The 14,844-nt window shown below is 73.8% G+C and carries 7 protein-coding genes; 4 read left to right on the forward strand and 3 right to left on the reverse strand.

What is annotated here, in order from left to right:
* Positions 1–97 precede the first annotated feature (97 nt).
* Positions 98–541: an acetyltransferase gene (locus AC6CH9_RS15960; RefSeq protein WP_498155778.1), complete on the forward strand. Its 444-nt coding sequence runs from the start codon at positions 98–100 to the stop codon at positions 539–541.
* 89 nt (positions 542–630) lie between these two features.
* Positions 631–1,008, forward strand: coding sequence for a VOC family protein (locus AC6CH9_RS15965; protein ID WP_498155779.1), 378 nt, complete (start codon positions 631–633; stop codon positions 1,006–1,008).
* An 89-nt stretch (positions 1,009–1,097) separates the two neighbouring features.
* Here the strand turns inward: AC6CH9_RS15965 and AC6CH9_RS15970 are convergent, their stop codons facing one another.
* The 3 genes from AC6CH9_RS15970 to AC6CH9_RS15980 all read right to left on the reverse strand — a co-directional run bounded on the left by AC6CH9_RS15970 (position 1,098) and on the right by AC6CH9_RS15980 (position 4,647).
* Positions 1,098–1,772 carry a response regulator transcription factor gene (locus AC6CH9_RS15970; RefSeq protein ID WP_498155780.1) on the reverse strand — a complete coding sequence of 225 codons (675 nt, stop codon included), beginning with the start codon at positions 1,770–1,772 and terminating at the stop codon, positions 1,098–1,100.
* A complete protein-coding gene (locus tag AC6CH9_RS15975) occupies positions 1,769–3,781 on the reverse strand; it encodes a sensor histidine kinase (protein ID WP_498155781.1) in 2,013 nt (670 codons plus the stop codon). Before AC6CH9_RS15975 ends, AC6CH9_RS15970 begins: the two co-directional genes overlap by 4 nt.
* A 170-nt stretch (positions 3,782–3,951) precedes the next feature.
* Entirely contained in the window at positions 3,952–4,647 is a 696-nt protein-coding gene (locus AC6CH9_RS15980; RefSeq protein WP_205201303.1) for a hypothetical protein, read from the reverse strand.
* Positions 4,648–4,824: 177 nt separating this feature from the next.
* Here AC6CH9_RS15980 and AC6CH9_RS15985 point away from each other — a divergent pair, with 177 nt between their 5' ends.
* Together AC6CH9_RS15985 and AC6CH9_RS15990 are read left to right on the forward strand one after the other, a co-directional pair.
* A complete protein-coding gene (locus AC6CH9_RS15985) occupies positions 4,825–6,714 on the forward strand; it encodes an alkyl/aryl-sulfatase (protein WP_498155782.1) in 1,890 nt (629 codons plus the stop codon).
* Between the two features lie 188 nt (positions 6,715–6,902).
* Positions 6,903–14,783, forward strand: a complete 7,881-nt coding sequence (locus AC6CH9_RS15990; protein ID WP_498155783.1) for a DUF5979 domain-containing protein — start codon at positions 6,903–6,905, stop codon at positions 14,781–14,783.
* The last annotated feature ends 61 nt before the right edge of the window (positions 14,784–14,844 follow it).

The following is a 14,844-nucleotide window of genomic DNA, read 5'->3' on the forward strand; positions in this document are numbered from 1 at the left end:
CATCTGTCTATATTGGCCTGGATCGACGGGCTCGCGCAAGGACGCGCAGCGTCGACCGCGTCTTGAGTTTCCCGAGGGACCGCCGCAGGCTCGTCACATGACCGCCGTCCTGCTCCGTCCCGCACGCCCCGACGACACCGCCGCGCTGGTGGACGTGTGGCGCCGGGCCGTCGAGGCCACGCACGACTTCCTCACCCCGGACGACGTACGTGGGCTGGAGGCCGGGGTGCGCGACGAGTACCTCGCCGCTGTCGACGTGACCGTCGCGGAGCGCGACGGCCGGGTGGCGGGGTTCGTCGGGACGGTCGCGCACCGCGTCGAGATGCTGTTCGTCGACCCGGACCTCCACGGGCAGGGGGTCGGCCGCGCGCTGCTGGCCCACGTCGCTCAGGACCACCCGGTGCTCGAGCTGGACGTCAACGAGCAGAACCCGGCCGCGCTGGGCTTCTACCGCGCGCAGGGGTTCGAGGTCACGGGGCGGTCCGCGACCGACGACCAGGGCCGCCCGTTCCCGCTGCTGCACCTGCGTCGCGAGTCCTGACCGCGGTCTTCGACCGATGAGCGCGCGCGCCCGCGCCGGTCGACCCTGGGGAGAGCGGGCCGCCGGCCCGCGCGACCCCAGGAGGAGACATGCTCGGCAAGGCGTTCAGCGGGTTCTCGGTCGACGACGTCGAGGCGGCGCGGCACTTCTACGGCGACCTGCTCGGGCTCACGGTCGAGGGCGAGGACCTGCTGTGGATCCGGGTGCCCGGCGACTCGGGCGTGCTCGTCTACCCCAAGGGCGACGCGCACGAGCCCGCGTCGTTCACCGTCCTCAACTTCCCGGTCGACGACGTCCCCGCCACCGTCGCGGCCCTGCGCGAGCGCGGCGTCGTCTTCGAGAAGTACGCGGGCACCCCGGTCGAGACGGACGACGACTTCGTGTTCCGCGGCGGCGGCCCCCTCATCGCGTGGTTCACCGACCCGGCGGGCAACGTGCTGTCGATCATCCAGGACGACGACGCCTGAGAGCGCCGGGCTTTCCGAACCAGGGCTCTACCTCGCGCGACCAGGGCTCTACCTCGCGCGACCAGGGCTCTATCTCGCGGGCCGCGGTGCTACCGCCCGGTCCCGAGACCCTCCTCGCGGGCCCGGACGATCGCGGCGGAGCGGTCGCGGACGGCGAGCTTGGCGAGCACGTTGGCGACGTGGTTGCGCACGGTCTTGGGGCTGAGCACGAGGCGGCGCGAGATGGAGGCGTTGTCGAGCCCGGCCGCGACGAGGTCGAGCACCTCGCGCTCGCGGTCGGTGAGCTGCGGGAACGGCACGCGCGCGGCGGCGCGCCCGCCCACGACGTACGCCATGGCCCGGTCGGCGACGGACGGGGAGAGGATCATCGCGCCGTCGGCGACCGCGTGGACGGCGCGCTCGACCTCGGCGGGGCTGGCGGACTTCACGAGGAACCCGCGCGCCCCGGCGCGGACGGCCGCGACGACGGCGTCGTCGTCCTCGTGCATCGTCACGACGAGCACGCGCGCGGCCGGTTCGGCCCGCACGAGGTCGCGCGTCACGTCCACGCCCGAGCCGTCCCCGAGGTCGAGGTCCATGAGCACGACGTCGGCGCTCGCCCCGGTCCCGGGCGGGTCCCCGCCCGGGTCCAGCCCGAGCAGGGTGCGTGCCTCGGCGGCGGACGCCGCGTGCCCGACGACGCGCACGCCGTCGAACGAGTCCAGCAGCGCCGCCATCCCGAGCCGGAACACGGGGTGGTCGTCCACGACCGCGACGCGGATCACGACGCGCCCTCGCGTGCGAGCGCTCCGGCGGGGACGAGCGGGAGGATCGCGCGCACACGCGTGCCCGGGCGCTCGCCGTCGGGCCGCACCGCGGAGACCTCGAGCCGCCCGCCGAGCTCGTCGGTGCGCTCGCGCAGCGACCGCGAGCCGACGCCGCGGGTCGCGTCGGGCGCGACGCCGCGCCCGTCGTCCTCGCACGTGACGACGAGGCAGCGGTCGCCGAGCCGGACGGTCAGACGGCACTCCCCGGCGCCGGAGTGCCGCGCCGCGTTGACGACGCTCTCGCTCGCGATCGCGTAGGCGGCCGCGGCGACGCGCGGGTCGAGGCCGTCGCACGGGTCGCAGCGCACGTCCACGACGAACCCGCCGAGCGCCTGGCGGCCGGCGAGCTCCCCGAGCGCGACCTCGAGCCCGTGCTCGTCGAGCGACGGCGGCAGGAGGCTGCGGGAGAGCGCGCGGACGTCCTCGACGCGCTGCGTCACCTCGGCGCCGAGCGCGTCGAGCACGGCGGCGGCCGCGGCGGGGTCGGTCTCGAGCGTGTTCCGTGCCCCTTGGAGACCCAGGCGCAGGCCGACGAGCCACGGCCCGACGCCGTCGTGCAGCTCCCGGCGGATCACGCGCCGCTCGGCGAGGCGCGCGCGGGTCGTCGCGTCGCGCGCCTCCTCGAGCTCGCGCGCGCCCTGGGCGAGGGCGAGGCCCGCGCCGAGCACGGGGAGGAGCTGGTCGAGCGCGTCCCGGGTCCGCGCGTCGAGGCGTTCGCCCGCCCGGGCGACGACGTGGACACGGCCGAGCACCCTCCCGCCGTGCGCCACGGGGAGCGAGGCGGTCTGCCCGGTCGAGCGCGACGTCGGCCCGGCCCATCCCGGGCCTGGCAGGTCCTCGGGGGCGCCGGGCGCCGCGGGACGGTCCGGCGCGCGCTCGATCGTGACGCTCTCCAGGCGCAGCGACTCCCGCACCCCGACTGCGAGGCTCACGACCAGCTCGTCGGCGGTCGACGCGGACGACAGGTGGCGGCCGACGCTCAGCGCGGCGCGGCCCGGGTCGTTGCCCTCCCCGTAGACGAGCGTGCGGACCCGGTGCCGCAGCCACGCGTGCAGGGGCTGCACCGCGAGCGCGACCCCGACCGCCGCGACGACCTGCGCGGCGGGACCGTCGACGACCGTCGTCGCGAGCACGACGACCACCGCGTAGACGACGGCGAGGCCCACGGCCAGCATCGCGGCGACGGTCGCGCGCGACAGCACGAGGTCGATGCCCCACAGCCGGTTGCGCAGCACGCACACGAGGATCGCGGCAGGGAACAGCGCCTGGCACGCGAGGTGGGTGAGGGGGAGCGCGAGGATCACGTCGGGGCTCGACCAGGTTCCCAGCAGGGGGAGGAACGACAGCGCCATGAGCGCCGTCCCGAGCGCGAGCAGACCCAGGCCGCGGCGTTCCTCGACCGGTCCGCGGCGCCAGCGCCACGCGGTGGCGGCGGCGGTGACGAGCCCCATGACGACGACGCCGACGATCGCCGGGCGCGGGTCGTCCGTGGGGGCGAGGAAGAAGAAGGCGATGGTCGCGACGCCGCCCGCGACGCCGCACCACGCGCCCGCGCCGAGCCGTCCGCCGCGCACGAACCACGGGACGAGGACGAAGAGCCCGACCGTCCCCGGCACCCACGCCCACCCGTAGGCGTCCGCGAGCGGCGTCAGCGGCGGCAGGCCGGGATGGGTCGACGCGTAGCTGCGCCACGCGCCGCCCAGGGCGGCGACCCCGCCGCCGATGCCGGCGAGCGCGACGAGCCACCCGACGACGTGCGGCCGGCGCACGAGGATCACGGCGGCGACGGTCCCGTAGACGAGGGCGACGGTCGCGTCGACGACGACGAACAGCAGGTCGCCGAGCAGCAGCGGCACCCCGGACGTGAGCTGGAGCGCGAGCGCGGACACGCCGAGCACCCAGGCGAGGACGCCGATCGTCCAGCCCGTGCGGGGCATCCCGGCGCGGCCGGGCCCGGGGTCGGCCACGGGCCCACGGTAGGGCCGCGGCACGCGCGGCGAGAAGGGTCCGGGCGGGAGATCACCCGGCCGCGGCCGACGGCGAGATCGGCGGTCCGTGTCGAGATCGGCGGTCCGGACCGCCGACCTCGACCGGACGTGCCGATCTCGCCGCGTGCTGCCGATCTCGCGCGTCGCGCTCAGCGCCGGTCCCCGAGCGCGAAGCCGAGCGCGGTGACGAGGAGCCAGATCGGCCCGACGAAGCCCGCCATGTACTGGAGCGGCGACACGCCCGTGAGGAGGGCGAGCCCGCCGAGCACGAACCCGACCACGCCGATCCACCGCGGCGCGGCCGCGTGCCGCAGTGCCGCGACGCCGAGCGCGACGCCCGCGACGCCCGCGCCGACCCACAGCCAGGGGATCGTCGCGACCCAGTCGCTGTAGAACGCGCCCGACTCGGGGACGATGAGCGCGGTGTCGCCGAGGCCGAAGAGGAACTGCGTGTCCAGGCCCGAGCCGAGCAGCCCGGCGACCGAGACGAGCACGAGGCCCCAGCCCGCGACGGTCGGCAGGAGCGACCCGGCGGGCGCCTGCGCGTCGAGCCGGCGCTTGAGGCCCGCGGCGAAGACGAGCACGAGCAGCGCGCACGCGATCGTCGCGGTGTGGAACACGATCTGGGTTCCCGTGCGGCCCGCGAGGTCGGCGACGATCGCCTCGGCGTCGCCGGCGGTCTCCTCCCAGTTCACGCCGAGCGCCATCGAGGACTGGATCGAGACCAGGCCGAGGACCCCGGCGACGACGCCGGTCCAGGCCCACGCGCGGGGCGTCGTGCCGCGCGAGCGGCGGGTCGGGTCGCCGGCGAGCGGCGACGGGGCGGTGAGCGAGCTGTCCTGCATGGGACGACCTTCCGTTCGGGCCGCCCATCCCGCGGCCGGGGCCCGCCACGTGCCGCAGCGGTCCCCGCAGCGTCGGCCGGGATGCGTCCCGGGCCCCAGGGGCAGGTGTCCCGACCTGCCGGGCAGGTCGCAGGGCTCCGGGTGCACGACCCCACCCCCGGTGCCATGCTCCGAACCATGTCGACTCCGAAGCCCGCGACGCCCGCGATCGTCGCGCAGGACTCCGCTCTTCTCCAGACGCTCCCCTTCTCCGACGCCCGGGACTTCGACGACGCGACGCGCGGCCTGGTCGCCCGGCGCGAGCCGAGCGCGGTGACGGCGGACGACGGGCGCGTCGTCTGGGACAACGACAGCTACGCGTTCCTCCAGGGCGACGCCCCGGACACCGTGAACCCCAGCCTGTGGCGGCAGTCGCAGCTCGTCGCCGAGCAGGGGCTGTTCGAGGTCACCGGCGGCATCTACCAGGTGCGCGGGTTCGACCTCTCCAACGTGACGTTCATCGAGGGCACGACCGGCGTGATCGTCCTCGACCCGCTCATCTCGACCGAGACGGCCGCGGCTGCGCTCGCCCTGTACCGCGAGCACCGCGGCGACCGACCCGTGACGGGGATCATCTACACCCACTCGCACGTCGACCACTTCGGCGGGGTCAAGGGGGTGACGACCCAGGAGGACGTCGATGCGGGCCGCGTGCCCGTCGTCGCCCCCGAGGGCTTCACGGAGCACGCGATCGCGGAGAACGTCTACGCGGGCACCGCGATGGCGCGCCGCGCGGGGTACATGTACGGCGCCGCGCTCGCCCGCGGGCCGCAGGGCCAGGTGGGTGCCGGGCTCGGGCAGACGACGTCGACCGGGACGGTCACGCTCATCCCGCCGACCCTGTTCGTCACGACCACCGGCCAGGAGGAGACGGTCGACGGCGTCCGGATGGTCTTCCAGATGGCGCCGGACACCGAGGCACCGTCGGAGATGCTCGTCTGGTTCCCGGACCACAAGGCGCTGTGCGCGGCCGAGGACGCGACCCACACGCTGCACAACCTGCTGACGTTGCGCGGGGCCGTGGTCCGCGACCCGCACGTGTGGTCGCGCTACCTGACGGAGTCGATCGACCTGTTCGGCGACGAGGCCGAGGTCGTGTTCGCGTCGCACCACTGGCCGACGTGGGGCACGGCGAGGATCGTCGAGTACCTGTCGCTCCAGCGCGACCTCTACGGGTACCTGCACGACCAGACGCTGCGCCTGCTCAACCGAGGGCTCACCGGTCCGGAGATCGCGGAGCAGATCACGCTGCCCCCCGCGCTCGAGAACGCGTGGCACGCTCGCGGCTACTACGGCTCCGTGAGCCACAACGTCAAGGCGATCTACCAGCGCTACATGGGCTGGTTCGACGGCAACCCCGCCCACCTGTGGGAGCACCCGCCGGTCGAGCGGGCCCGCCGCTACGTCGAGCTCGGTGGCGGGGCGGACGCCGTCGTGGACACGGCGCGGTCGGCGTTCGACGCCGGTGACTACCGCTGGGTGGCCGAGCTGCTCAACCACGTGCTGTTCGCCCAGCCCGACCACGCCGCCGCGCGCGAGCTGCTGGCCGACACCTACGAGCAGCTCGGCTACGGCGCGGAGAACGGCACCTGGCGCAACTTCTTCCTGTCCGGGGCGACGGAGCTGCGCGACGGCCCGTTCGGCACCCCGACGGCGACGTCCGCCCCGGACATCCTCGCCGCGCTCACGCCGACGCTCCTGTTCGACGCGCTCGCGGTGCAGGTCGACGGTCCGCGCGCGTGGGACGAGGACCTGTCGGTCGACGTCGTGCTCACGGACTCGGGCGAGCGCTACCGGCTGTGGCTGCGCAACGGCGTCCTGTCGTACAGCGCCGCGCCGCAGCGGGGCGACGCGGACGCGACGCTGACGGCCACGAGCACGGCGCTCCCGGTGCTCGCCACGGGCGCGGCCACGCCGGACGCCCTCGCGGCGGCGGGGATCGAGGTCACGGGCGACGCGGGCGTGCTCGCGCGCCTGACCGCCGTGCTCGACCCGGGCGATCCGGACTTCGCGATCGTCACTCCCTGAGCCGGCCGACGCCCGCGCCGCGGCCCGACGCCCGCGCCGCGGCCCGACGCTCGCGGCGGGGGCGTCGTGATTGGACCAGGACGGCCGTCTCGTTCGCCGCGACGAACCCGAGGCGCTGTGTCAGGGTCGTGACGGCGGGCGTGCGCGGACACTCCCCGGGAGGCCGAGCGTGACCGGAGGACGACGGCATGGCGAACGGGCACGCGACGCAGACAACCCGGGGGACGCGAGCACGGGCCGCGCGACGTTCGAGACGCCTGCGCCGTGCCTGGGCGGCACTCGGGACGTTCCTCCTCGCGCTGCCGCTGGTCCTCGTGCCGGCCGTGCCGGCCTCGGCCGCCACGTGGAGCATCAGCAAGGAGGCGACGACCCCCGGCCCGTACAGCCCGGGGCAGACCGTCACGTACGAGGTGCAGATCTCGTGCTCCGACCCGAGCACCGCGTGCCAGAACACGGTGTTCACCGACGACCTGCCGGACGGGCTCCAGCTCGTCTCGGCCGAGATCATCAGCCAGCCGAGCGGGACCACGGGCGACCTCACGGTCGACACCGACGGCGACGTCGTCACGGCCACCTGGCCGACGTTCACCAACGGCCAGCAGGCCACGATCGACATCACGGTCCAGATCGACCCCGACCTGCCGTTCAGCGCCGACGGCGTGCCGATCACGAACACGGCGTCCGTGGTCGCGGACAACGCCCCGCAGAACACCGCCGACGAGTCGATCACGCCCGAGGTCGAGCTCGTCCTGGACTCCGAGACGACGAAGACGATCGCGCCCGAGGGGGCGCTCGCGGCCCCGGGCACGCCCGCGACCATGACGATCGGCGCGACGAACACGTCGAACGACCCGGTCGACACGCTCGTGATCCAGGACCCGGTCGACCCGACCGCGGACCCGAACCCGTTCACCTACCTCGAGTACGTGAGCACGGGCGACGTCACGCTGCCGCCGAACGCGACCACGGTCACCGAGGAGTACTGGGACGGGGACTCGTGGGAGCCGCTCGACGACAGCGTGGACCCCGCGACGGTCCAGGGCGTGCGGTACACGTTCAGCGGCGACATCCAGCCGGGCGCCACGGCGAGCATCCCGGTGAACGTCCAGCAGAGCGACGCGGTCGAGGGCCTCGCCGACCCCACGACGATCACCAACGACACGTCGTCGTACGTCACCCACCCCCAGGGCGAGTCCGAGCCCACGACCGCGGACGACACGTACGTCGTCACGCCGCCGAACAACGGCGTGACCGCCTCCAAGAGCTTCGACCCCGCGACGGTGAGCGCGGGCGACCCGACGACGGTGACCCTGGGCGCGACGAACACGGGCACGGCCGTCGACACGCTGACCATCACCGAGCCCGCGTCCGGCACGCCCAGCCCGTTCGAGGGCGACGACCCGCTGACCTTCACGGGGTTCGGGCCCACGGGCGACGGCACGGGCGTGCAGTGGCCGATCGGGGCGACCAGCGCGAGCGTGACCTTCACGTGCGCCGACGGCTCGACGCCCGAGGTCGACGCCTCCGCGCCCAACACGCTGCCCAACCCGCCCGACGACTGCGTCGTCGTCGGCTTCACGGTCGTCTTCACAGGCGACCTGCCCAACGGCGCGGCGGCGTCGATCCCGTTCACGGCCGACACGGACCCCGACCAGGAGGTCGACGACGTCACGCACCCCAACACCGTCGAGGCGACGGTGCCGAGCGCGGACCCGGCGGACTCCACCGCGAACCTGGTGACGCTCGTCGACCGGCTCGCGACGCAGACGGACAAGCTGATCTCGCCCTCGGAGATCCCCGCGATCCCCGGGCAGAGCGTCATCGTCCAGCTCCCGACCACGCTCCTCCCGTTCGGTCCCGACGGCTCGACGACGAACGCGGACCAGGTGGTCGTCCAGGACCCGACCGACCCCGCGAACCCCGGTGACTTCTGGGACCACTTCGAGGCGTCGGCGGTGCGTTCCACCGACGTCCCTGCCGGATCGACGCTCACGGTCAACTACTGGAACGGGACCGCGTGGGTCGAGGCCCCGGACTGCGGCAGCCCGGTCGCCGGTGCCGCGACCGTGAGCTGCGACCTGCCCGAGGACGCGCAGGGCGTGCAGTTCGTCTACGACTCGACGAGCGGCGGCTTCCCGCCGGGGACGAGCTTCCAGCCGAACTTCGTCGCGGACTTCACCGGACCCACCGGCTGGGACGAGCCGCTCACGAACTGCGGCGGCTCCAGCGCGTCGTCGGGCTCGGTGTCCCCGACCGAGCCCGCCGAGGGGTGCGCGTCGGTCGACCCGTACCCCGTCGACGGCACGGGCGACCTCGACTTCATCGAGAAGTCGTTCCTCGGCGACGCCCCGGTGAGCGTCCTCGCCCGCTCCGACGACCAGGTGACCGCGCAGATCACGTGGTCGACCAACGGGTTCTCCGGCGTCGACCCAATGGTGATCTCGGACATCGCCGACCCGGAGACGACGGCCGTGGCCGACTCGTTCTACGACGCGTTCGACCTCGTCCGCATCGAGGCGATCGACGGCTCGGTCGACCCGCTCATCACCTACGACGCGATCGTCGGGGTCGAGCTGTACGACGGCACGACCTGGACCCAGGCGACGAACGCCACGTGCACGACGGCGACGCCCTGTGCGGGCGGCATGCCCGCCGTCGACCTCACGGCGGACGAGCAGGCGTCCACGACGTCGGTCCGGCTCGTCTACACGGAGAGCCCGGACCGTGGCACGAGCGACCCGCTCGCCCCGCAGCCGGGCGACGGGGTCGCTCGCTCGACGCTGGCGGACGGGCGCCACCTCGACCTCACGTTCGAGGTGCGGGACTACAAGCGCTCCGACCCCTCGGCGCCGGTGCTCGGCTCGACCAACGGGACCGTGTACAACACGGCCGACCCCGGCCTGGTCGACGACACCGCGCGGGCGACGGGCACGTTCGACGGCACCGACTACACGGACACCGACGACGACGAGGTCCTCATCATCGACCAGCCGCTCAACGTGACCGTCGCCAAGGACTGGACGGGCGGCCCCATCTCGGTCCCTCCGACCGGCACCCCGGCCGAGTTCTACCCGACGACGGACGTGGTGGTCACGGCGACGAACGCGTCGGCGGCGAAGGTGGACCAGCTCCGCATCGTCGAGCCGGGAGCGGTCGACTCGAACGACGTGCAGACCGCCGCGGGGACGAAGCCGTTCGACGCGTTCACCCTGCGGGCGATCAGCATCACCCCACCCGCGGGAGCGACGAGCACGACCGTCCTGCTGACGAACGAGGCGGGTGAGGTCGGCACGTTCACGCAGGCCGAGGCCGAGGCGCTGACGGTCGGAGAGCTCGCCGGGGTCGTGGGCGTGGTCGTCGAGTTCGACGGCCTCGTCGAGCCCGGGGCGAGCGGGACGCTCGGCCTCACGCTCCAGCTCCGCGAGCTCGACCGGTACACGGACGCCCCCGTGACCGTCGCGGGCTACAGCCCCGTGCCGAACGGCGCCGTCGCCACGATCACGGACCCGGGCGGCGTCCCGGGCCAGGACGACCGCCACGCGTACGACGACGCCACGACGGAGCTCCAGGACGCGGGCATCGACATCGCGGTGGGCAAGTCGTTCAGCCCGGGCACGATCGTCGAGCCCGGCACGGGCCCGGTGACGATGACGATCTCCGGTCAGCCGCTCGGCCCGTCGCGCAGCGTCGAGATGGTGCTCACCGACGACGACCCCCAGTTCTGGAACCAGTACGACTTCGTCGGGTTCGCGGGGGCGAGCCTCGTCGCGCCGATCCAGCAGGTGCGGGTCGACGCGTTCGTCGGCGGCACGTTCTCCGGCGACCCCGGCTCGCCCGACCCGGTGACCGTGACCGGCGGTGCCTGGGTGCTCGGCCAGGAGCAGGCCTTCTTCGCGCTCCCGGACACCGTCGACCCGGCCGACGTGCAGGGCCTGCGGTTCACCTTCAGCCGCACCGACGGCTCGATCTGGGAGAACCCGGCGACCCCGGTGCAGACCGTCCCGATGTCGGTGGAGCGGCGCGAGGAGATGCGCTCCGGGGGACCCGTGCTCACGGACCTCGCGGCGAACCCGCCCGGTCCGGGCGAGACCGCCCCGGGCGTGGCGAGCAACTCGGTGCAGGGCACCACGACGGGGGCCGACCTCGTCGTCGACCCCGCGACCGGCGAACTGGTCCCGGTGAGCGCCGACGGCTCTGCGGACGCGTCGATCCTCTACGAGCACGCCACGAACGGGGTGCAGATCGTCAAGAACTTCGACGGCGTGGTGTCCGGCAGCCTCAAGCCGCCGAACGCGGTGATCCCGATGAACATCGCCATCACGAACACGGGCGACCGGCCGATCGTCGACCCCGTCGTGGTCGACGACCCCATGCCCGCGGACGCGCTGGGCCCGCAGCTCACGCTGGCCGACGCGGCCGAGCCGTTCGTGTACGCGCTGAGCGGGGCGGACCCCGACCCGACGACTCCGGACCTGCCGACCGACGCGGCGCAGGTCACGGTCGACCAGGCCGGGAACATCGAGAGCCTGCGGTTCTCGTTCCCGGACGGCTCGGTGCTGGAGCCGAACCAGACCTACACGATCACGGTGCTCGTGAAGTTCCGCGTCGGGATCGCGCCGAACACGCTCGTCGCCAACACGGCCGGCGTGATCGGCGACCGGCCCTGGGACGAGTGCGTGACGCGGCTGGACGAGGCGACGGGTGCGTGCGAGGCGGACGCCGACGTGCGACCCACGGAGACCGCCGTCATCGCCCAGTCGAAGTTCGTCAAGGCGACGGACGGCGACGAGCTCGACGTCTTCGTGGACCCGGACTACACGGGCGCGCCCGTCGTGTGCCAGCCCAACGCCGCCGGCTTCTACTCCTACCCGTGCGTCCCCGTCATCGCCCCCGGGCACGACGAGACCTGGCGCGTGCGCATCGACAACGTCGGCAACAACCCGTTCACCAAGGTCGTGGGGTACGACAGGTTCCCGACCCCGGGCGACACGGGCTCGTACGACACGTCGCCACGCGGGTCGGCGTGGGCGCCCGTGCTCACGGCGGACCCGCCCCCGGCGCTCGTGAACGCGCCGCCGGGGACCCAGGTGCAGTTCTCCTACACGACCGCGGACGACCTCTGCGGCGACGACATCGAGGGCCCGCTCGACGAGCCGATCTGCCCGACGGACCCCGCGACCGGGTGGGCCCCGTTCACCCCGGACACTCCCGAGGCCGTCTTCGCGGAGATCACCGCGATCAAGTTCGTCCTCACGTTCCCCGAGGACGAGCCGTTCGAGCCGGGCGAGTTCGTGGCGATCGAGGCGACGTCGACCACGCCGGCGGAGGTCCCCGCCGCGGGCGACCGGTCGATCGCGTGGAATTCCGCAGCGGTGTCCGCGGCCTACCAGCGGTCGGACGGCACCATGCACAGCCTCCTGCCGACCGAGGGCCAGAAGGTGGGCGTCGCGACGGCGTCCGGGCCGCTCGAGGTGAACAAGGTCGTCACCGGCGAGGGGGCCCCGTACGCGCCCGACTCGTTCTCGATGTTCGTGCAGTGCACCTCGGCCGTCGGGTCGTGGCTCGAGACGCCGCTGGACCCGATCCCGATCACCGTCGTCCCCGGGACGCCGACGGTCGTGCCGGACCTCCCGTACGGCGCCGAGTGCACGATCACCGAGGACGGGACCAACGGGGAGACCGAGCTGATCGTCGGCACGGTGACGATCGACAGCGAGGACCCGGAGGACCCCGTCTCGATCACCGCGACCAACGTCTACGCGCTGTCGAGCATCGAGATCTCGAAGGAGGTCGTCACCGACGCGGTGGACCAGGACGGGAACCCGGTGCCGTTCGGCCCGTTCGCGGTCGACGTCGCGTGCACGTTCCTGGGCGAGGACGTCTACGCCGAGGGCTACGACGCCGAGAACCCGATGACCGCCATCCCGATCGAGGACGGGGAGACGATCGAGCTCACCGGACTGCCCGTCGGCTCCGTCTGCACCGTCACCGAGTCGGGCACGGGCAACGCGTCGTCGGTGACGATCACCGTCGACCAGGGCCTCCCGGGCCACCCCGTGACGACCGACGGCCCGACGACGGACGTCAGCCTCACCCCCGACGTGCTCGGCGCGAGCACGAACGACGTCACGCTGACCAACACGTACGACGTCGGCGCGATCGGTCTCCAGAAGGTGGTCGACGGCGAGGGCGGCCCCGCGTACGGGAGCGGCCCGTTCACCGTCACGGTCGTCTGCACGTACGACGACGACGGCGACGGGCCGGGCGCCCCGCGCACGGTCTACGACGGCACCGTCGTGCTGGGCGGGGCGGGGCCGCTCGACGCGCAGATCGCCAACCTGCCGACGGGCGCGGTCTGCGACGTCGAGGAGGTCGACGACGCCGGCGCCACGGGGTCCGTCGTCGTCCCCGAGACCGTCACGGTCGGCAGCGGCGACGTCGCGAACGTGGTCATCACCAACACGTTCGACGTCGGCTCGATCGAGGTCGACAAGGAGCTCGACGGCCTCGGCGCCCTCTACGGCCCGGGACCGTTCGAGGTCACGCTCGAGTGCACCTACGAGGACGTCGAGATCCTCGTCCCGGATGGGGCGGTGCGGACGTTCGTCCCGGGCCGGCCCGCGGTGTACGAGGACCTTCCGGTCGGGTCGCAGTGCACGGTCACCGAGACCGACGACTTCGGGGCCACCGAGGTCACGGTGAGCGTCGACGGTGGCGAGCCGGTGGACGGCACGTCGGTCGACGTCGTCGTGCCGCCCGCGGCCGAGGACGGGTCGCCGACCACCGTGACCGTCACGGTGACCAACGCGTTCCACACCGCCCCGCTCCTCGTGGAGAAGGTCGTGGACGGCGACGCCGCGGGCTTCGCGCCGTCGATGCCGGACATCCCGCCGCTGCCCGAGCTGCCCGCCGAGCCGGTCACGCCCGAGGAGCTCGCCGCCCTCATCGCGCAGCTCGAGGAGTTCTACGCGCAGTTCCCGCTCGAGGGCATCCCGTACCGGGCGTCCGCCTCCTGCACGTTCCAGGGTGCCGAGATCGAGGTCCCGGGCGGTGCCGTGCGGCCGTTCGGCCCGGGTCTGCCGGGCGTGTACTTCGGCCTCCCCGTGGGGGCGGTGTGCACCGTCACCGAGACGGAGACCGGCGGGGCGACGGCGGTCACGGTCGAGCCGGACCCGGTCCAGGTCGAGGAGCGCGTGCTCCCGGCCCCCGCGCAGGTGGTCACCGTGACCAACACCTACGACGCCGGGTCGATCGAGGTCACCAAGGTCGTGGCCGGCGACGGCGCCGAGGCGTTCGGCTCCGGGCCGTTCACCGTGAGCGCCGCCTGCACGTTCCTGGGCGAGGCCATCGAGGTGCCTGGTGGCGCCGAGCGCACGATCTCCGGGGGCGAGGTCGCCGTCTACGACGGCCTGCCCGTCGGCGCGGAGTGCGTCGTCACGGAGACGGAGACGGGCGGGGCCGCCTCGACGACGATCTCCGCGTCGGTCGAGGGCGGCGAGCCCGGCGCGGTCACGATCGGTCCCGACCCCGCCCAGGTGACGGTGACGAACACGTTCGACGTCGGGCAGGTCGTCGTGACGAAGAGGCTCGCCGGGCCGGGCGCGTCGCAGCACCGCGGCGACGAGTTCGTCGTCACGCTCGCGTGCACGTGGGACGTCGACGGCGTCACGACGGACGTCGTGGTCCCGGGCGGTGCCGAGCGCACGCTCTCGGCCGACGACGACTGGACCGCCGTCTACGCGCAGGTCCCCCAGGGGGCCGAGTGCACGCTCGCGGAGACCGACGCGGGCGACGCCGAGGCCGTGACGCTCGCCGTCGCGGGGACCGACGTGACCGTCGACCCCGACGACACGACGCCGACGTCCGACGCGTTCACCGTCCCGACGGGCGACGGCGCCGAGGTCGACGCGACCGTGACCAACGCGTTCCGCGCCACCGGCGGGGGCAGCCTCCCGCCGACCGGTGCGAGCGTCGGGGCGGTCGCGGTGCTCGCGATCCTGCTCACGGGTACCGGTGCGCTGCTGGCCGACGCCCGGCGGCGCGGGACCCGGACAGCGGGCCGCGCCTGACACGGCCCCTGGTCAGGCCGCGCCTGCGGTTGCGGAACCTGACCAGGGGCGGGACCGTTAC

The organism is Cellulosimicrobium sp. GQ32 (genome assembly GCF_059758455.1).

Coding starts and splice junctions, on each gene's coding strand:
- AC6CH9_RS15960 (WP_498155778.1), top strand. CDS start 98: ATGACCGCCGTCCTGCTCCGTCCCGCACGCCCCGACGACACCGCCGCG.
- AC6CH9_RS15965 (WP_498155779.1), top strand. CDS start 631: ATGCTCGGCAAGGCGTTCAGCGGGTTCTCGGTCGACGACGTCGAGGCG.
- AC6CH9_RS15980 (WP_205201303.1), bottom strand. CDS start 4,647: ATGCAGGACAGCTCGCTCACCGCCCCGTCGCCGCTCGCCGGCGACCCG.
- AC6CH9_RS15985 (WP_498155782.1), top strand. CDS start 4,825: ATGTCGACTCCGAAGCCCGCGACGCCCGCGATCGTCGCGCAGGACTCC.
- AC6CH9_RS15990 (WP_498155783.1), top strand. CDS start 6,903: ATGGCGAACGGGCACGCGACGCAGACAACCCGGGGGACGCGAGCACGG.